Source organism: Gordonia sp. 852002-50816_SCH5313054-c (assembly GCF_001665925.1).
In the GTDB taxonomy this organism is placed as follows: domain Bacteria; phylum Actinomycetota; class Actinomycetes; order Mycobacteriales; family Mycobacteriaceae; genus Gordonia; species Gordonia jacobaea.
Window position 1 is genome coordinate 225,810 of the sequence record NZ_LZTE01000034.1, and the last position, 18,754, is coordinate 244,563.

Here is an 18,754-nt window from a genome sequence, read left to right on the forward strand (position 1 = left end):
GACTGGCAGTCGTGAGTACGGCCATCCGCGACCTCAGCTCGACAGAGACGATTCCGACGCCATATGAAGACCTGCTGCGTCTGGTGATGGACACCGGCACGCCCAAGGCCGATCGCACCGGGACCGGAACGCGCAGTCTGTTCGGGCATCAGCTCCGCTACGACCTCGCTCAGGGTTTCCCACTGATCACCACCAAGAAGGTGCATCTGAAGTCGATCATCTACGAATTGCTGTGGTTTCTGCGCGGCGACTCGAACGTGCGATGGCTTCAGGACAGGGGCGTGACGATCTGGGACGAGTGGGCCGACGAGAACGGCGAACTCGGCCCTGTCTACGGCGTCCAATGGAGAAGCTGGCCGACGCCGTCGGGCGAGCACATCGACCAGATTTCCGCGGCGCTCGAGATGCTCAAGACCAATCCCGACTCGCGACGCAACATCGTGTCCGCGTGGAACGTGGGGGAGATCCCTCAGATGGCGCTACCGCCGTGTCACGCGTTCTTCCAGTTCTATGTGGCCGACGGCAAGCTGTCGTGTCAGCTCTATCAGCGCAGTGCTGATCTGTTCCTCGGAGTGCCGTTCAACATCGCGTCGTACGCGTTGCTCACGCACATGATGGCGCAGCAAGCTGGTCTCGACGTCGGGGAGTTCGTCTGGACCGGCGGCGACTGCCACATCTACGACAACCACGTCGACCAGGTCAACCGGCAACTCTCGCGTGAGCCGTATCCGTATCCGACGCTTCGGCTGACTCCGCGCGAGTCGATCTTCGACTACGAGTTCGACGACGTCGAGATCGTCGACTATCAGTCACACCCAGGCATCAAGGCGCCGGTCGCGGTCTGATTCGAGAAGTCTCCGTTCGTGTCCTCCGAACGGAGGGTTTCTTGCGGCCTGATTTTCAGTACCGATGGTATCGAAGTGTGATGTGTGTTACATCACGACGTGCCGAGCGGAGATCTGATGGGCCTAACCGCACTCTGCCGGTCTCGTTGATCGGGCGCACCGTGCGACCAACGGGCTGACTATCGAAGTCGGGTCGGGAGCGGTAGGCCCGATCGGTTGGTAACTACATATGGGATCGATTCTGCGTGTCTGCGCCGCGACGGCGTCGGCGATCGGTGGCGTCATCGGAGCTGTCTGGGCGGCTGCCGCCATGACGGTGGCGAACGCGGCGACCGTCACGGCACTCATCATGGGTGGTACCTGGAATCCGTTGGTGGACTTCGGTCCTCAAGCGCAAACCGACGAGTTCGTCGACACCTATCTCAATCTCATCGCGTCGAACTACCTCGCGCAGGCCAGTGGTGTGAACGCGGCCGACCTCAACAAGGTCGCCGTGTACACGCCGGAGGAGTTCGCGCCGTTCACCGCGGGCGACCTGAGTTCGATCGTTCGGTCGCGCTCGGAGTGGCGAATCTGAGCGCCTGCATATCGGGTGCCACTGCGTGTCCGCGCAATCTCTCGTTCGGCACGCCCGCAGCGGGCGATCAGCTCGTCGTGTTCAGATACTCGCAGAGCACCAGGATCGCGGCGATCACCAAGCGATCGCTGATCGACTACTACTCGAGCGTCGGCTGGGCGTCGGCCCCCGACGTCTCTTTCGTTCTGGCCGCAGACGTGAACAGGCCCAACGGGGGAATCCTCGCGAGGTTCGCTGGATTGTCGATTCCGTTCCTCGGCATCAGCATGGACGGCGCGGCGCCGACAAACAGTTGCGTCGACGGCCAATGCTATTTCCGCACAACCGATATCAGCTTCCAGTACGACGGCTTCTCGGACTTCCCGTCACACCCTCTCAACGTGATCGCCGACCTGAACGCGGTTCTCGGCATCGCCTATCAGCACGGCCTCTATCCATTTGAATCACCGTTGGGCGCACCGGGAACCGTCGATCAGGGCGAGTACGGCGACACGCACTACTACATGATTCCGGCAGAGGTCCTGCCGATCCTCGTTCCACTGGTGGGCGTGCTACCCGCGACGTGGATCACCGCACTGGACATGCCACTGCGGACCATCATCGAGATGGGTTACAACCGAGAGCTCAGCCCCGGGGAACCGCTTGCGGCGCAGTGGTTCCGGTTCTCGCCGGTGCGTGACGCCATCACCGTCGCGATCGCGCTTGCGACAGGGATCGACGACGCCGTCGCGCAGAAGACCGGAGATCCGTCCAACCGGCCGCTCGGCACAACGGCAATCAGCGGACCGTTCGGGGTGCCGGAGTTCAGCTTCCGTGACTGGTTCGACGCCGCCCAGCCCGGCAGTTCAGCGGGTTCCTCGCGCGGTTTGAGCGTCGAGTTGTCGGCGACTTCTGCCGCCGCTGACACACCGACGGCTCCCGCCGTGGCCGGGGCGCGATCCGCGGTGGTGAACGATCCGATCTCGACGCCGTCCGGTCAGCGCGGAACAGATGCGATGGCGCCGCAGGGCGTCGAATCCGGCGGGGCGTCGGCGAAGGCGACACCACCGACTGATCAGTCGGATTCGGACCCATCCGCAGCCTCGACGACGCCCCCGCAGGTGACGAAGCCCAATGCCCAACCGCAGGTGCACCCGGAGGGCGAAGCGAAACGCCCCGCGACGGTAGGTGACCCGGCAGGCGGTGGCAGTCGACCGGGCGACGACGCGCCGGGTGCCGCCGCCACGGGAACGACACAGTCTGGTGGTGTCACGGATGCCGGGAACAGTGCAGGACAGGATGATTCGACGAAGGGTGACCGGGACGGGTCCGCGCTGGGAGAGCCTGTCGGACCCCGGCGGTAGTCTCTGTCCATGGCCACTGGCATCACACTCATCTGGGCGCAGGATCGTGTCGGCGCCATCGGGCGTCAGAACACGATCCCGTGGCGCGTCCCCGAGGACATGCGCCGGTTCCGCGAACTGACAGGCACCGACCCGGTCGTGATGGGACGAAAGACGTGGGAGTCGCTGCCCGAGCGATTCCGCCCGCTGCCGGAACGTCGCAACGTCGTGGTCACCCGGAACATTGAGTACGTCGCGCCAGGGGCAGAGATCGCGGGCTCGCTGCGCGAAGCGCTGGATCGGATCGTCGGCGCCGTCACGGTGATGGGTGGCGGCGCGATCTACGAGGCCGCGATGGAACACGCCACGCGCTTGCACGTCACCGAGATCGATCTGCTTGTCGAGGGAGCCGACGCGTTTGCGCCCGAGATCGACCCGCACGGATGGGAGGTCGCGGAGGCCACGTCGTGGGAGACGTCGTCTGGCGGGCTTCGCTATCGCTTCGTCGACTACTCGCGTCACCGCACGGCGTCGGATGTGCGTCGAGGAGCTTGATCATCTCCGCGATGGCACCTCCCGAGCTCTCGGCCGCGCAGGCGGCCCGAATCGCCCTCACCGCACAGGGATTCGGTCCTCGACCTTCCGCGGGAACCGTGACGCGCAGGCAGGTGTCGCGGATCGTCGAACGCACGCGACTGATCCAGATGGATTCGGTGAACATCGCGGTGCGAGCGCATTATCTGCCGTTGTTCTCGCGGCTCGGCTCCTACGACCGAACCCTGCTCGACCGCGCCGCGTGGCATCCCGGGCGGGCCACCCGGATGCTCGTCGAATATTGGGCGCACGAGGCCGCACTGATCCCGGTCGACGACTGGCCGTTGTTCGGCTGGCGGATGGAGGAGTATCGGGACGGACGGTATCGCCACACGCGAGAACTCATGCGCGACAACCGGGTTCTCGCGGCGGATATCCGGGCGCTCATCGGCGAGATCGGACCGTCGACGCCGCGTCTGATCGAGAGTCATCTCGGGATCGAGCGCGAACCCAGCGCACCCGGCGGCTGGTGGAACCGCGGCGATGTGAAGCATCTGTGTGAGGCGATGTTCGCCTCCGGTGAATTGTCGGCTGTGCGAGACGCGAACTTCGGACGCCACTACGACCTCACCGACCGCGTCGTCGGCGAGGTCGCACAGCGTCGCATCGAGAGGGTCGATGCGCACAGGCAGTTGGTGACCAATGCTGCTGCGGCGCTTGGCGTCGCGACAGTCGCCGACCTCGCCGACTACTACCGGCTCAAGCCTGCCGAGGTTCGCGATGTCGTCGCTGAGTTGGTGGAAGACGCAGCGCTGCAACAGGTGTCGGTGCGTGGCTGGAAAGACGCCGCGTTTATGCACGCCGACACCGTGATTCCGCGTCGCATCGCCGCTGCGGACGGGCGGTCGACGCTGCTCTCGCCCTTTGATCCGCTGGTCTTCTTTCGTCCGCGCGCCGAACGGCTCTTCGGTTTCCGGTATCGCATCGAGATCTACGTCCCCGAGCACAAGCGCGTACACGGCTACTACGTGCATCCCTATCTACTCGGCGACGAGATCGTCGCCCGCGTCGATCTCAAGGCCGACCGCGCCGCGGGTGTGCTTCGGGTGCCTGCGGCTCACCTCGAGGAGGGGCGTGACGCAGGCATGGTCGCCGAGCGTCTCGCGACCGACCTCGCGACGACCGCGCAGTGGCTCGGACTCGACGGCGTCGAGGTCGGTTCCCGTGGCGATCTGGCTGCCACGTTGGCTCATGCCACCGTCGGGGCTTCGGCATGACATGCTGTTTCCGGCTTTGAGTCAATCCAGCAGGCATTCACCACATCGAAGAGTTCACGAGAGGTACCGATGACGGTCACGCACGACGGGCGCACCTACCAACTGGTCATGTTCGACCTCGACGACACCCTGGCACCGTCGAAGAGCCCCATGGACGACTCCATGGTCGAGGTCTTCGGCCGACTACTCGACCGCAGCATGGCGTGCATCATCTCGGGCGGTAATTTCGATCAGTTCCAGGTGCAGGTGCTCGACCGACTCGGCGACGACGTGAATCGTGCGAACCTGCATCTGATGCCCACGAACGGCACGCAGTACGTGCGGTGGGACGGCTCCGAATGGAAGACCGTGTACGCCGAGTACCTCACCGACGACGAGAAGCAGCGCACCCTGACGACGCTCGAGACCGGCGCGAAAGAACTCGGCCTGTGGGAAACCGAGACGTGGGGGCCGGTACTGGAGGATCGGGGCAGCCAGATCACGTTCAGCGCGTTGGGGCAGGCTGCTCCCGTCGACGCGAAGAAGGCATGGGATCCCGACGGCCGTAAGAAGGAGTCGCTGCGCGCGTACGCGGCCGAACGTCTTCCCGACCTCGAGGTCCGCAGCGGCGGATCGACGTCTGTGGACGTGACCCGCAAGGGCATCGACAAGTCCTACGGTGCGCGCCGACTGATGGAGATCCTCGACCTCACCGTCGACGACATCCTCTTCTACGGTGACCGGCTCGACGAGGGCGGCAACGACCGGCCGGTGATGGAGCTGGGCATCACGTCGATCAGCGTGACCGACTGGACCGACACGCTCGCCAAGCTCACCGCGCTCCTCGACGAGTGAGCAGAGTCGGCGTGCTCACCGTTCGGTGACGTGTGGCCGATGCTCGGCGAACCCGACGATCTCCTCGATCTGCGTGGCCAGCGACACGAGTAGCAACTCGCTGTTCGCCGGTCCGACAAGCTGAGCGCTCTGCGGCAGGCCCGACCGATCCACTCCGATGGGTACGGCCGCCGCAGGGTTGCCCAGTACGTTCCAGGCTGCCGTGTACGACGCGGTCTCCCCGGCTGCGCGCAGAAGGCCCACGAAACCGCGTCGGTCGAGCTGTCCGGCCTTGACGGCCGTGGTGAGGGTGGTCGGCGTCAGCAGGACGTCGTAGTCGTCGAAGATCTGTGCAAGGAGCGTCTCGGCGATCCGCTCCGCACGTCGTTCTGCCCACCCGGCGCCCGCGTGGAGGACACGTCCGACGCGGGCGATGCGTCGAGTGTTGCGCTCGAGCCTGTCCGGATGTTCCACGCGCGCAGCCTCTTCGGAGACGCCCGACGCGGTTTGCACCAAGAAGACCCCCGACAGCAGTGGGTAGTCGGGATCGGATTCGACGACGTCGTGGCCGGCCTCGCGCAGGCGGTCGGCCAGCGCGCGTATCGCGGCGGCCGACTCATCGTCGACCATGCCCGCCCGCATCGGATTGCGAAACGACAGTCGGATTCGCAGGCGGCCGGGCGGCGTGGCCGCGGCGTCGACGAAGGAGCCGGGGAGCGCGGCGGCATGAAACCTGTCGGTCGACGTCGCGCCGGAGATCACGTCGTAGATGAGTGCGCTGTCGGCGACGGTGCGGGTCAACGGACCCAGGGTGCCCAGGGCTCGCCACAGGTCGGGGTTGGGTGCCGTACTGACCCGCCCTCGCTGCGGTTTGAGTCCGAACAGACCGCACCAGCTCGAAGGGAGACGGATCGACCCACCGCCGTCGCCGCCGATCCCTGCGGCCACCATCCCCGACGCGACCGCTGCCGCGGTGCCTCCGCTCGAGCCGGCGGGGGATCGGTCGAGGTCCCACGGGTTCCGTGTCCAGCCGTGCGCCGCCGTTTCGGTGAAGGGCCAGATGCCGAATTCGGGCATCCGTGTCTTGCCGATGATCACAGCGCCCGCATCGCGCAGACGCGTGACCACCTCCGAATCGGCCCGTGCCGGCGTCGTCACCGACGCCCCACCAAATGCCGTGGGCACACCGCGCACGTCGTTCTCGTCCTTGATCGCGATCGGTACCCCGTGCAGCGGGCCGGCAGGGGCGCCGTCGCGTAGTGCGGCGTCGAGTCGATCGGCTTCGGCTCGCGCCTCGTCGTGCAGGACGGCGGAGAACGCGTTGAGCGCAGGGTCGAGGCGGGCGATCTCGGCCAAGCTGTGTTCGACGAGTTCGCGGGAGGTCACCTGGCCGTCGACAACCCAGGCGCGCTGGCTGTGGACAGAACTGAAGTGCAGATCGGGCATGGCACCCATCTTCCCCGCTCGGGCCCGAGGCGGGCGAAGAAACTCCGCGAGTGTCGCGAGAGTGTTCTCGGACGACGGGGTGGTCGGGTCGTGGTGGTCGCGCTGATGGAGAATCATGGATGCCCACTAGGTGAGAGGAGGCGACATGTCGGACATGGTCCCGTTGAAGGTGCAGATGGTCGCCGCGACCACGTTCAACCCGCCCGAGGACGTTCCGTGGAGCACCGACGCCGACGGCGGCGAGGCGCTCGTGGAATTCGCGGGCCGCGCCTGCTACCAGAGCTGGGACAAGCCCAACCCGCGAACCGCGACGAACGCGGGCTACCTGCGGCACATCCTCGAGGTCGGTCACCTGTCGCTTCTCGAGCACGCAAATGTGACCTTCTACATCACCGGCATCTCACGATCGTGCACCCACGAACTGATCCGGCATCGCCACTTCTCGTACTCGCAGCTCTCGCAGCGGTTCGTCCCCGAGCACGACTCCAACGTGGTCGCGCCACCGGCAATCGCGGGCGACGCGCACCTCGAGGCGTTGTTCACCGAAGCCACCGACGCGAGCCGTAAGGCATACGGCGAACTACTCGACGCCCTGGAGGCGAAATTCGCTGACGTGCCCAACGCGATCCTGCGCCGCAAGCAGGCACGGCAAGCCGCGCGGTCGGTGCTGCCCAACGCGACCGAAACCAAGATCGTCGTCACCGGCAACTACCGCGCGTGGCGACACTTCGTCGGCATGCGCGCCACCGAACACGCCGACGTCGAGATCCGCCAGCTCGCCGTCGAATGCCTGCGTCAACTCATGGATGTCGCGCCGACCGTGTTCGGCGACTTCGAGATCGGCACGCTCGCCGACGGCACCGAGGTCGCCACATCGCCGTTCGTGCTCGAAGGCTGAGCAGCGGGACCCGCGTGGAGTTGTGCGGGGCTTAATCGGCGTGGCCCGCTCGCTAGCGCTCCCGGCACCACGGTGCTGATGTGGCCCGCTCGCTAGCGCTCCCGGCACCACGGTAGCCTTGACCACCATGAACGCAGGAGCGCAGCAGCTGCACACGCACCCCTTCGGGACCAACGTTGTGGCAATGGTGACCCCCTTCCGCGCCGACGGCTCGCTCGATCTCGACAAGGCCGCTGAACTGGCAGATCACTTGGTGTCCAAGGGATGCGACGGACTAGTCGTCTCCGGGACGACCGGCGAGTCTCCGACAACCACGCCGCAGGAGAAGCTCGACCTGCTGCGCGTCGTACTCTCAACAGTCGGCGACCGCGCCCGCATCACCCAGGGCGCGGGCAGCTACGACACCGCCGAGAGCATCCGGTTCGCGCAGGCCTCCGAGCAGGCAGGTGCGCACGCGCTTCTCGTCGTCACCCCCTACTACTCCAAGCCGCCGCAGGCAGGGTTGCTGGCACACTTCCGGGCCGTCGCCGATTCGACGTCGCTTCCGGTCCTGCTCTACGACATTCCGCCGCGCTCTGTGGTCCCGATCGCCAACGAGACACTCATCGCGCTCGCCGAGCACCCGCGCATCAAGGGCGTCAAGGACGCCAAGGGAGATCTGCACTCGGCAGCAGGCATCATCGCGACGACCGGCTTGGAGTACCTCTCCGGCGAGGACGCACTGAACCTGCCGTGGCTCTCGGTGGGGGCGACCGGATTTGTCAGCGTGATCGGGCATCTCGTGCCCGATCGTCTGCGAGACATGCAGATCGCCGTCGAGAAGGGCGATCTCGTCGCAGCGCGCGCGATCAACACGTCGATACTCCCGCTGGTCAATGCGATGGGTCGCCTCGGTGGGGTGACCATGGTCAAGGCGTCGCTACGTGTTCTGGGCTTCGACGTCGGAGATCCGCGTTTGCCGCAGGTGCCCGCGACGGGCCCGCAGATCGAAGCGCTGATCACCGACCTGCGTGCGGCGGGGGTGCTCGCCTGATGGCAACCCAACGTCGACGCAGCGCCTCACGCCAAGCGGGACCTCCCACGCCTGCCGCCGAACGTCCGGTGCAGGCACCCGAGCAGAAGCAGGCACCAGCCCAGGAAGTTCCTGCCAAGCAAGCGCCTGCCCAGCAAACTCCCGCGCAGGAAGCTCCTGCCCAGCAAGCCGCCCGGCGTGAGACCCGCGGGCAGGATGCGCCCGCGCAGAAGCAAGCCCCGGCGCAGCAGGGTTCCAAGCCGTCCGGCGAACAGAACCAGGGGCGCGGTCGGCGTCGCGGCAGGCACGAGCGTCGCGACGATGCGCAAGCCTCCGGCAACGGCAGACAATCGGGGGCTCAAGGACAGGCCGGCCGTCGCGAATCGATCCCCGTAGACCCGGCCGTCGACCGGCTCGGCACCCCGCGAAAGCTGCCGCGCGGCGGACTACGCGTGGTCGCACTGGGCGGGATCGGCGAAATCGGCCGCAACATGACTGTTTTCGAGTACAACGGGCGGCTGCTGATCGTCGACGCGGGTGTCTTGTTCCCCGAGGACGCGCAGCCCGGCGTCGACCTCATCCTGCCCGACTTCCGCTACATCGAGGATCGCATCGACGACGTCGAGGCGGTCGTACTCACCCACGGCCACGAGGATCACATCGGCGCCGTGCCGTTCCTTCTGCGTTTGCGCAGCGACATCCCGGTCGTCGGAGCGAAGTTCACTCTCGCGCTCGTCGACGCCAAGTGCAAGGAACACCGCCTGCGGCCCAAGCTCGTCGAGGTACGTGAGGGCGATCGGCTCGACTACGGACCGTTCGACCTCGAATTCTTCGCGGTCAACCACTCGATCCCGGACGCGCTCGCGGTTGCCATCCGCACGCCCGCTGGACTGGTGTTGCACACCGGCGACATCAAGCTCGACCAGCTCCCGCTCGACAACCGCCTCACCGACCTCGCAGGCTTCAGCCGCCTCGGCGACGAGGGTGTCGACCTGTTCCTCGTCGACTCCACGAACGCCGAGGTCCCCGGATTCGTGACACCCGAGCGCGAGATCGGCTCGGTTCTCGACCAGGTCATCGGCAAGGCCAAGCAGCGCGTCATCGTCGCATCGTTCGCGAGCCATGTGCACCGCATCCAACAGATCATCGACGTCGCGCACGCCCACAACAGGCGTGTGACCTTCGTCGGAAGGTCCATGGTGCGCAACATGCAGATCGCCCAGGACCTGGGATACCTGCAGGTGCCCGACGGCGTCGTCGTCGACATGGATACCGCGGCGACGCTCCCGGATCATCGGCTCGTGCTGATCTCGACCGGTTCGCAGGGCGAGCCGCTCTCGGCGTTGTCACGGATGGCCCGAGGCGAACACCGTCAGCTCAACATCCGCGCCGACGACCTCGTCGTGCTGGCGTCGTCGTTGATCCCGGGTAACGAGAACTCGGTGTTCGCGGTGGTCAACGGACTCGCCAAGCGAGGCGCGACGGTGATCACGCAGCAGAACGCGAAGGTCCACGTCTCCGGGCATGCTTCGGCAGGCGAGTTGCTCTACCTCTACAACGCCGTGCGGCCGACCAACGCCATGCCGGTGCACGGCGAATGGCGACATCTTCGTGCCAACGCGGCTCTCGCGGTGGCGACGGGTGTGCACCCCGACCGCGTGATGCTCGCCGAGGACGGCGTCGTCGTCGACCTCGTCGACGGCCAGGCCGAGATCGTAGGACGTGTGCCGGTCGGTCACGTTTACGTCGATGGCCTGTCGGTCGGCGACGTGGGGGAGTCGACGCTGTCCGAACGCCTCGTTCTCGGGGAGGGCGGATTCATCGCGATCACGGTCGCCATCGACGCCGCCACCGGTCGCGCCGTCAGCCCACCCGAGGTCTCCGGACGCGGGTTCTCCGACGACCCGGAAGCGCTCAAAGAAGCGGCGAGCCTGGTCGATCAGGCGCTCGATTCGCTTGCGGCAGAAGGGGTTAGCGACGCACATCGGATTGCTCAGACGATCCGTCGAGTTGTTGGACGGTGGGTTGCCGACACCTATCGTCGACGCCCCATGATCGTGCCGACAGTGCTCGCGGTCGGTTCGTAACCGCTGTGGGCGGTCTCACCTTCAGAGGTGAGGCGCCAGTCGTTATGCTCACTGCGGTCCGCGATTTCGCGGGTGGGCGACGGGGCGCGGTGTCTCGTTGCGAGGTGAGATGACGCCCCGAAAGGCCAGCCCCGAAGTGACTTCGAATACCCGTAGCGACGCCCGATCGCGTGCCACAGCCGCAGCCAAAAAGTTCGTGATCGCCGCGGCGGTGCTGAGCACCACGCTGATCCCGATCGGAGTCGCGACGTCAGCGCAGGCTCATGCCGCTCCCGCCGCGATCACCGCGCACCCGGCCCCGCCGCCGCTGGCCGTCTCGGTGCCCGGTGTCCAGAACGCCCGGACCTTCGCCAACTACACAACGCACAGCGGAATGCGCATCTCCGACAAGGTGATTCGCAGTGCCAATCTCAGTGCACTCACTCCCGCCGGGGTTGGTGTTCTTCAACGACACGGCCTGCGCTCGATCATCGATCTGCGCACCCAGATCGAGTCGACGGTGCAGCCCGACAAAGCGGTTCCCGGTGCCACACGACGCAGTTTCGACGTCCTCGGTGCCGTCCCCGCGTCGTACCTCGTCGATCTGCCAAGCGCCTACCGCGCCTTCGTCACCGATGCTCACGCACGAGAGGCGTTCCGCGCGTCGCTGCTCGACATCAAGAACACCGTCGGCGCAGGGGGATCGGTGCTGTTCCACTGCAGCGCGGGCAAGGACCGCACGGGATGGCTCGCGGCGGTTCTGCTTACTGTCCTCGGTGTTGATCGGCAGGTCGTCGACGCCGACTTCCTCGCCAGCAACTCGTTCCGGCACGCATCGCCCAACGATCCCCTCAACGGTGTGAACATCGGATTGTTGAACTCCGCGTTTGCAGCGGCAGACAAGACCTATGGAAGCTTCGAGAATTACGTCCACAAGGGACTTCGGCTCTCCGACGCGGACATCGCGGGACTCAAGAAGGCGTTGCTGCTGCCGTCGATCTGAGCAGTGCCACCCGCGGGCTGGTTAGGCTGGGGTGGTGAGTCTTGCACAGTCGGAACGCGCGGAGTTGGCCGCGACGCTACGGACCGTCGGACCCGATGCGCCCACGTTGTGTGGCGACTGGGACGCCCGCGACCTCGCGGCGCACCTGGTTATCCGTGAGCGTCGGCCCGACGCAGCCCTCGGAATCGTCGTGAGTCCCTTGGCCGGACATACCGAAAAGGTGCAGGCCAATGCCGCGGCCAAGCCATGGCCCGACCTCGTCGAGGAGGTCGCCGACGGCCCGCCGTGGTATTCGATGTTCCGCCCTGTCGACAGGTGGGCCAACGTCGCCGAGATGTTCATCCACCACGAGGACCTCTTGCGCGGCGCATCCGATCCCGATGGACCGTGGACTCCACGCGAGCTGAGTGCCGACATGACACAGGCGCTGCGTACCCCGCTGAAGGGTATGGGGAAGCTCACGCTGCGGTCGATGCCTGCTCGGCTCACGCTTGCGACACCGGACGGCGAGAACATACTGGTCACAGGGTCGGGCGAGCCGGTAACGGCCACCGGGACCGTCGGTGAGTTGCTTCTGTTTGCCTACGGCCGCGCTCCCGTGGCCATCACATGGTCCGGCGACCCCGATGCGGTCGCGGCAGTATTGGCAACCACCCGCTCGGTATGAGTTTCCCAGTGTGAATCTCCCCGTACGAATCCGCTGATTCGAGCGTTGAACTGCGAGTTCGCGAAAATCGCAGCGGCGCTCGAGTCGGTCCAAGGGTTACGAATTCGACACACAGTTGTGTTGCCTGTGTTGTGTATGTGACTCAGGTGATGGGTGACCACTAGTCTGTCCGTATGGCTTCGAAGGCAGGCACGAGTTCGGCCGCGGCCGCGTCACGCGCAAGCGGTGGACAGCGTGCAGCGGCGGGACGGGGTGCAACGGGGGGACGGGCGTCGAGCCGTCAGCAGAGCACGGGCGGGCGGCGACCTGCGGCAGGGTCGGGGAGCCGCGCCGCAGGCTCGCGCACCAGCGGTACCGGACGCACACGCACAGCATCGACATCGTCGACCAGCAAGCAGGGTTCGGGGCGAAAGCAGGGCTCAGGCCGCCAGCAACAGGTCCGTAAGCAGCAATCCGCCGACATCAGTCGACGCTCCGCGGGCGCAGTTGTCGGTCGGGGAGTGGGCCGCGGTCTCGGTGGAGCGTGGTCGCTGCTGGCGCGGGGGGTCGGTTCTGTCGCACGTGCGGGTGGTGGGCACTCGACCTCGCCTTCGGTGGTCGACGAGGACTTTCGCGACATCGACGACGATTACCTGACCGCCGATGACGTCGACGGTTTCGAGGGACGGGCCGATCGGCAGGTCTCCGGAGCACAGGGCCATTCGCATCGGCGCGACGGCATAGGGCTTGCGCTGCTTGCTCTGGCTCTCCTCGTGTCGGTTGGTGTCTGGCTCGGAGCTGCCGGTCCGGTCGGCGCGTTCATCGACGCTCTCGTGCGGGCCATCGTCGGAACCGCTGCACTGTTGGTGCCCGTCGCGCTCGCCGCGGGTGCAGTCGTGTTGATGCGACGGGGTCCGAACCCAGACAAGCGCGCCAGGTACATCGGTGGCGCGTTGCTGATCGTGCTGCCGCTGCTCGGTCTGATGCACCTGGTGGCCGGGGCGCCCGAGGACTTTCCCGGCCGGTCACATGCGGGCGGATTCGTCGGATACGTCGTCGGAACGCCACTCACCGCGGGCGTCACCGCGTGGGTGTCGGTACCGATCCTGGTGCTGTGCATCGCTTTCGGTGTCCTGATTCTCTCCGGCCGCACGATCCGCGAGGTTGTCGACGCTGCCGCGGGCTGGCTCGGACTGGGCGGCGGGCGCATCGACGACGACGATCTCCCGTGGGACGACGACGCCGAGTACGAGGACGCCGAGTACGACGACGCCGAGTACGACGACGATGCGGCCTATGACGATGACGCCGTCGATGCTGACGACGACTTCGCCACCGGTGGATGGTCTCGTTCGGCATCGGGTCTCCGCTCCGACGACCCGTACGAGAACTACCCGCCCGACGACGACTCGACGGTGCGTCCCCGGCGGCGCACTGCGCGCTCGGACCGGCGTAGCGCACCCATCGCGGTGCCGACACCGACCGTCGACGTGGCAGACGCACCGACTGACAACTTCGACGACATGCTGACCGAACCCGTCGTCGACGAGGTCACCGAGCAGATCGCGCGGCCGGGTACCAGGACGACCCGCAAGCGCGCAGGCGAGGTTGCCAAGTCGCGCAGTCGCGAGACGTCTGCGCCCGCGCGGCCCGCAGCACCGGAGCCTGCCGTCGACACTGCCGCCGACTCGGATGCCCTTGTGCTCGCCGATGTCGAAGGCGACTACCGCCTGCCGCCGGCGACGTTGCTCGTCGACGGTGACCCGCCCAAGCGCGGTAGCCAGACGAACGACGACATGATCGATCGCATCACCGGGGTGCTCGAGCAGTTCAAGATCGACGCGGCGGTCACCGGGTACACCCGCGGACCGACCGTCACGCGATACGAGGTGGAGCTCGGTCCCGGTGTGAAGGTCGAGAAGATCACCGCGCTGCAGCGCAACATCGCCTACGCGGTGGCCACCGACAACGTGCGGTTGCTCGCACCCATCCCGGGTAAATCCGCGGTCGGTATCGAGGTGCCCAACTCCGATCGGGAGATGGTGCGCCTGGCAGACGTCCTCAAGGCGCCGTCGACCCGCAAGGACTCGCATCCGCTGGTGATCGGCCTGGGTAAGGACATCGAGGGCGATTTCGTGAGCGCCAACCTCGCGAAGATGCCGCATCTGCTGGTCGCTGGTTCGACGGGTTCGGGTAAGTCGAGCTTCGTGAACTCGATGCTCGTGTCGCTGCTGACGCGCGCCACGCCGGAGCAGGTGCGGATGATCCTCATCGACCCGAAGATGGTTGAACTCACGCCGTACGAGGGTATTCCGCACCTGATCACACCGATCATCACGCAGCCCAAGAAGGCTGCTGCTGCGCTCGCGTGGCTCGTCGAGGAGATGGAGCAGCGCTATCAGGACATGAAGGCGTCGCGGGTGCGCCACATCGACGACTTCAACAGCAAGGTGGCCTCGGGCGAGATCACGACGCCTCTCGGTTCCGAACGCGTCTACAAGCCGTATCCGTACATCCTTGCCATCGTCGACGAGCTCGCCGACCTGATGATGACCGCCCCACGCGACGTCGAGGATGCGATCGTCCGCATCACACAGAAGGCACGTGCGGCCGGTATCCACCTCGTGTTGGCGACCCAGCGACCCTCCGTCGACGTCGTCACCGGTCTGATCAAGACCAACGTGCCGTCGCGATTGGCGTTCGCGACGTCGTCGCTGACCGACTCCCGCGTCATCCTCGATCAGCCCGGCGCCGAGAAGCTCATCGGCATGGGCGACGGACTGTTCCTTCCGATGGGCGCGAACAAGCCTGTCCGTATGCAGGGAGCGTTCATCACCGACGAGGAGATCGCGGCCGTCGTCGACTACGCACGTGAGCAGGCCGATCCCGAGTACACCGAGGGCGTGACGACAGCCAAGGCCGGCGACAAGAAGGACATCGACGGCGATATCGGCAACGATCTCGACGATCTGCTGCAGGCCATCGAACTCGTCGTGTCGAGCCAGTTCGGCTCGACGTCGATGTTGCAGCGCAAGCTGCGCGTCGGGTTCGCCAAGGCCGGGCGACTGATGGACCTCATGGAGACGCGTGGTGTCGTGGGTCCGAGCGAGGGGTCGAAGGCGCGCGAGGTGCTGGTGAAGCCGGACGATCTCGCAGGGGTCATCGCGTCGATCACCGGTGGTGGCGACACCGGAAGCAGCGACGAATAGCGCGTTTCGGGCATAGCGGACGAACGGGATATACCTCGGCTTCATTCAACTGTTAAAGTGGTCGGCAGATCGAAGAGGGGAGTATCCCCAACCTCGCAGTCTGTCCGTCAATACGGTCGGGAGGTCGACGATGCAGATCATCGCGCGACACCCCCGGCCCGGACAACTGGTCCGGATTCATCGCTGCACAGTACGAGGCGGCGCCGGGCGGGAGAGACCTCTGGCATCGCAACCGTTTTGTGCTGCGCGCTGGAGGTAGACCTTTCGTGAATGTTTCTCCCACTGTCTGGGCGATCACCTGTGTGGTGATCCTCGGCCTCTTCGTCTTCGACTTCTTCGCCCACGTGCGTGTTCCACACGCGCCGTCGCTCCGCGAATCCGGAACGTGGTCGGCAATCTACATTTCGATCGCCGTCGTCTTCGGTCTCTTCGTCTGGTGGCAATGGGGCGGGACCTACGGCGGTGAGTACTTCGCCGGCTACGTCACCGAGAAGGCGTTGTCCGTCGACAACCTCTTCGTGTTCGTGATCATCATGAGCAAGTTCGCGGTGCCACGCGAGTACCAACAGAAGGTACTGCTTCTCGGCATCGTGATGGCGCTGGTGATGCGTGGCGCGTTCATCGCCGTCGGCGCCGCCGCGATCAACGCCTATAGCTGGGTGTTCTACCTCTTCGGCGCCTTCCTCATCTTCACGGCGATCAAGCTGCTCCGAGAGAGTGACGACCCCGTCGAGCACGAGGAGGAGCGCGAGACGAGGCTTGAGCGTTTCCTCAAGAAGCGTTTGCGCACCAGCGACGAGTACGACGGCGACAAGCTGTTCACCAGGATCAACGGCAAGCGCTGGGCCACGCCGATGCTGCTCGTCCTGATCGTCATCGGTTTCACCGACGTCTTGTTCGCGCTCGACTCGATTCCCGCGATCTACGGCCTCACACAAGAGCCGTACCTCGTGTTCACGGCCAATGCGTTCGCGTTGATGGGCCTTCGACAGCTCTACTTCCTGCTCGGCGGGCTACTCGACCGGCTGGTGTTCCTGTCCTACGGTCTCTCGTTCATCCTCGGCTTCATCGGTGTGAAGCTCGTGCTGCACGCACTCCACGAGAACACGCTGCCGTTCATCAACGGCGGCGAGCATGTCGCGGTACCGGAGATCTCGACGGTGCTGTCGTTGTCGGTCATCCTCGCGACACTCGTGATCACCACGGTGGCGAGCCTGCTCTGGTCGAAGCACAAGGGTGCGACATCGAGTGAACCGGCGGTCCGACACGACGAGTAGCGTCGTCGACCTGCCCCGGGTGTACGGCGGGCCGACCTAGTCGGTGAAGGGGCCGTACACCTGGGTCCACTCGACGACCCGTACGCCGTCGATAGCCTGGTGCGCGTTGAACGGATCGTTGGCGATGAACACCTCGGCCTCGTCGAGGTCGGTGCCCCGTACGAGGATCAACGCGCCCGAGCCGTCGGGGTAGGGACCGGTCATCAGCACATTGCCTGCCTTGAACTCCTCGGCCAACCACTCGCGGTGCAATGCCCGGTGCTGGTCTCGCACAGCCGCCTTGGCGGGACCGTAGGTGTAATGGACTGCGAAAATCGCCACGATGTCGCTCCTTGTGCCTTGTTCGTGTGGGTGTCTTGTTCGTCTGGGTGACTTGTTCGTGTCTGGCGGGTGAGGTGATTACGGCGTCTGGTCGCTCGAACCCTCGTCGACGTGCTTGTCGAGGTGGGCGAGCATGCGTGTGTTGCCGAGGGTGTTCGGCTTGACGTAGCTCAGATCGAGGAACTCGGCGACGCCGGTGTCGTACGAGCGGCACATCTCTTCGTAGACCTCCCGGGTGACGGGGGTGCCCTGGATTTCGCGAAAACCGTGCCTACCGAAGAACGCGGTCTCAAAGGTCAGCACGAAGACCCGGGACAGTTGTAGTTCCCGGGCGACCGACATCAGCTGCCCCACGAGGAGGTGCCCTATCCCGCGGCCGGAGAAGCGGGTGTCGACCGCGACGGTACGTACTTCGCCCAGATCAGCCCAGAGGACATGCAGCGCACCGCAACCCACCACGACGTCGTCGACCTCAGCCACCCAGAACTCCTGGACCGCCTCATACAGCGTGACGAGGTTCTTCTCGAGCAGGATTCTGCCCGCGTAGAGGTCGATGAGCTCCTTGATGCGCGGCACGTCGGACGTGCGGGCGCGGCGTATGAGGGGCACCGTTTCCTGTTCGGCAGTGGGCACGGCATCTGAGCCTAGTCGCGACAGATAGGCTGGAGGGGTGCGGACTCCCGATCACATCACCGACCCGGTCGACCCGGTGCCGGTGGTCAACATCGCCAATGCGCTGACGGTGTTCCGCATCCTGCTGGTTCCCGTGTTCATCGCAGTGCTCTTCATCGACGGCGGGCACAACACGGTGTGGCGGGTCGTCGCCGCCGTCATCTTCGCGGGTGCCGCATTCACAGACAGAGTCGACGGCAGGCTGGCCCGCGAACGCGGACTCGTGACCGACTTCGGGAAGATGGCGGATCCGATCGCCGACAAGGCCCTGATCGGTGCGGCTCTTATCGGTCTGTCGATCCTGGGTGATCTGAGCTGGTGGGTGACCGGCATCATCCTGGTCCGCGAGTTGTGGGTGACGCTCCTGCGCTTCTGGGTGATTCGATACGCGGTGATCCCGGCGAGCCGCGGCGGCAAGCTGAAAACGTTGCTGCAGTCGGTCGGTATCGGCCTCCTGGTGCTTCCGTTGCACGGTGTGTGGCACACGATCGCGATGGTGATCATGTGGGCCGCCGTCGCTGTGACCGTGGTGACGGGCGTCGACTACACCTGGCAGGCGCTACGTGTGCGCGTTCGGGCAGCTCGGTCGGACTCGAGGACCGGTTCGCTACGCAAGGCTCCCGGGTCCCGCAAGACTTCCGATTCCCTTCCGCCTTCGCCGCACCGCCATTCCGACACCGTGTGATGGGTACGCGCCACTAGTCGACGTCGCGCGCAGTTGCGACGCGCGGACGAACGGCGTACGGCGACTGTCGGAACTTCGGACTAGTGTCGTGCAGACACACGGGGGACGGTGTGCGAAGGTTCGGGAACGTATCGGCTGTCTCCGGCGTTGA

General features: G+C 65.7%; 17 protein-coding genes. 14 read left to right on the forward strand and 3 right to left on the reverse strand.

All coding sequences use genetic code 11. The annotated features are described in order from the left end of the window. Positions 1-11: 11 nt before the first annotated feature. From A5788_RS07080 to A5788_RS07100, 6 genes are all read left to right on the forward strand, one after another. Positions 12-845 carry a thymidylate synthase gene (locus A5788_RS07080; protein WP_005204498.1) on the forward strand — a complete coding sequence of 278 codons (834 nt, stop codon included), beginning with the start codon at positions 12-14 and terminating at the stop codon, positions 843-845. Positions 846-1,074: 229 nt separating this feature from the next. Further along, positions 1,075-1,422 carry a hypothetical protein gene (locus A5788_RS24270; RefSeq protein WP_231894179.1) on the forward strand — a complete coding sequence of 116 codons (348 nt, stop codon included), beginning with the start codon at positions 1,075-1,077 and terminating at the stop codon, positions 1,420-1,422. After that, complete coding sequence (locus tag A5788_RS07085) at positions 1,410-2,765, forward strand: PE-PPE domain-containing protein (protein WP_231894180.1); 1,356 nt, start codon at positions 1,410-1,412, stop codon at positions 2,763-2,765. Before A5788_RS24270 ends, A5788_RS07085 begins: the two co-directional genes overlap by 13 nt. Positions 2,766-2,774: 9 nt before the next feature. Then, positions 2,775-3,299, forward strand: coding sequence for a dihydrofolate reductase (locus A5788_RS07090; protein WP_064866811.1), 525 nt, complete (start codon positions 2,775-2,777; stop codon positions 3,297-3,299). Between the two features lie 11 nt (positions 3,300-3,310). Next, positions 3,311-4,555 carry a winged helix-turn-helix domain-containing protein gene (locus A5788_RS07095; protein WP_064869891.1) on the forward strand — a complete coding sequence of 415 codons (1,245 nt, stop codon included), beginning with the start codon at positions 3,311-3,313 and terminating at the stop codon, positions 4,553-4,555. 69 nt (positions 4,556-4,624) lie between these two features. Beyond that, positions 4,625-5,389 carry an HAD-IIB family hydrolase gene (locus A5788_RS07100; protein WP_064869892.1) on the forward strand — a complete coding sequence of 255 codons (765 nt, stop codon included), beginning with the start codon at positions 4,625-4,627 and terminating at the stop codon, positions 5,387-5,389. Between the two features lie 15 nt (positions 5,390-5,404). On the opposite strand, the gene A5788_RS07105 is transcribed toward A5788_RS07100, so the two are convergent. Continuing rightward, the gene (locus A5788_RS07105; RefSeq protein ID WP_231894181.1) at positions 5,405-6,814 is read right to left on the reverse strand and encodes an amidase; all 1,410 of its coding nucleotides are present in this window, start codon (positions 6,812-6,814) and stop codon (positions 5,405-5,407) included. A 145-nt stretch (positions 6,815-6,959) separates the two neighbouring features. Between A5788_RS07105 and thyX the strand changes: the two genes are divergently transcribed. The 7 genes from thyX to A5788_RS07145 all read left to right on the forward strand — a co-directional run bounded on the left by thyX (position 6,960) and on the right by A5788_RS07145 (position 16,925). Continuing rightward, a complete protein-coding gene (gene thyX, locus A5788_RS07110) occupies positions 6,960-7,712 on the forward strand; it encodes an FAD-dependent thymidylate synthase (RefSeq protein WP_064869893.1) in 753 nt (250 codons plus the stop codon). A gap of 127 nt (positions 7,713-7,839) precedes the next feature. Continuing rightward, positions 7,840-8,745: a 4-hydroxy-tetrahydrodipicolinate synthase gene (gene dapA / locus A5788_RS07115; protein WP_064869894.1), complete on the forward strand. Its 906-nt coding sequence runs from the start codon at positions 7,840-7,842 to the stop codon at positions 8,743-8,745. Beyond that, entirely contained in the window at positions 8,745-10,811 is a 2,067-nt protein-coding gene (locus A5788_RS07125; protein ID WP_082937953.1) for a ribonuclease J, read from the forward strand. Before dapA ends, A5788_RS07125 begins: the two co-directional genes overlap by 1 nt. A 136-nt stretch (positions 10,812-10,947) precedes the next feature. Then, positions 10,948-11,793 carry a tyrosine-protein phosphatase gene (locus A5788_RS07130; protein ID WP_231894182.1) on the forward strand — a complete coding sequence of 282 codons (846 nt, stop codon included), beginning with the start codon at positions 10,948-10,950 and terminating at the stop codon, positions 11,791-11,793. Positions 11,794-11,827: 34 nt separating this feature from the next. Next, entirely contained in the window at positions 11,828-12,460 is a 633-nt protein-coding gene (locus tag A5788_RS07135; protein WP_064869922.1) for a TIGR03085 family metal-binding protein, read from the forward strand. Between the two features lie 173 nt (positions 12,461-12,633). Further along, the gene (locus A5788_RS07140; RefSeq protein WP_231894183.1) at positions 12,634-15,648 is read left to right on the forward strand and encodes an FtsK/SpoIIIE family DNA translocase; all 3,015 of its coding nucleotides are present in this window, start codon (positions 12,634-12,636) and stop codon (positions 15,646-15,648) included. A 266-nt stretch (positions 15,649-15,914) separates the two neighbouring features. Then, positions 15,915-16,925, forward strand: coding sequence for a TerC family protein (locus A5788_RS07145; RefSeq protein WP_064869899.1), 1,011 nt, complete (start codon positions 15,915-15,917; stop codon positions 16,923-16,925). Between the two features lie 36 nt (positions 16,926-16,961). On the opposite strand, the gene A5788_RS07150 is transcribed toward A5788_RS07145, so the two are convergent. Beyond that, a complete protein-coding gene (locus tag A5788_RS07150) occupies positions 16,962-17,246 on the reverse strand; it encodes a YciI family protein (RefSeq protein WP_064869900.1) in 285 nt (94 codons plus the stop codon). Between the two features lie 78 nt (positions 17,247-17,324). Continuing rightward, positions 17,325-17,879, reverse strand: coding sequence for an amino-acid N-acetyltransferase (locus A5788_RS07155; protein WP_064869901.1), 555 nt, complete (start codon positions 17,877-17,879; stop codon positions 17,325-17,327). 37 nt (positions 17,880-17,916) lie between these two features. Here A5788_RS07155 and pgsA point away from each other — a divergent pair, with 37 nt between their 5' ends. Further along, complete coding sequence (pgsA, locus tag A5788_RS07160; RefSeq protein ID WP_064869902.1) at positions 17,917-18,603, forward strand: CDP-diacylglycerol--glycerol-3-phosphate 3-phosphatidyltransferase; 687 nt, start codon at positions 17,917-17,919, stop codon at positions 18,601-18,603. Positions 18,604-18,754 lie beyond the last annotated feature (151 nt).

What these genes read in the sequence shown, in the direction of transcription:
- A5788_RS24270 (WP_231894179.1), top strand. Translation starts at nt 1,075, where the DNA reads ATGGGATCGATTCTGCGTGTCTGCGCCGCGACGGCGTCGGCGATCGGT.
- A5788_RS07090 (WP_064866811.1), top strand. Translation starts at nt 2,775, where the DNA reads ATGGCCACTGGCATCACACTCATCTGGGCGCAGGATCGTGTCGGCGCC.
- A5788_RS07095 (WP_064869891.1), top strand. Translation starts at nt 3,311, where the DNA reads ATGGCACCTCCCGAGCTCTCGGCCGCGCAGGCGGCCCGAATCGCCCTC.
- A5788_RS07100 (WP_064869892.1), top strand. Translation starts at nt 4,625, where the DNA reads ATGACGGTCACGCACGACGGGCGCACCTACCAACTGGTCATGTTCGAC.
- A5788_RS07105 (WP_231894181.1), bottom strand. Translation starts at nt 6,814, where the DNA reads ATGCCCGATCTGCACTTCAGTTCTGTCCACAGCCAGCGCGCCTGGGTT.
- thyX (WP_064869893.1), top strand. Translation starts at nt 6,960, where the DNA reads ATGTCGGACATGGTCCCGTTGAAGGTGCAGATGGTCGCCGCGACCACG.
- dapA (WP_064869894.1), top strand. Translation starts at nt 7,840, where the DNA reads ATGAACGCAGGAGCGCAGCAGCTGCACACGCACCCCTTCGGGACCAAC.
- A5788_RS07125 (WP_082937953.1), top strand. Translation starts at nt 8,745, where the DNA reads ATGGCAACCCAACGTCGACGCAGCGCCTCACGCCAAGCGGGACCTCCC.
- A5788_RS07140 (WP_231894183.1), top strand. Translation starts at nt 12,634, where the DNA reads ATGGCTTCGAAGGCAGGCACGAGTTCGGCCGCGGCCGCGTCACGCGCA.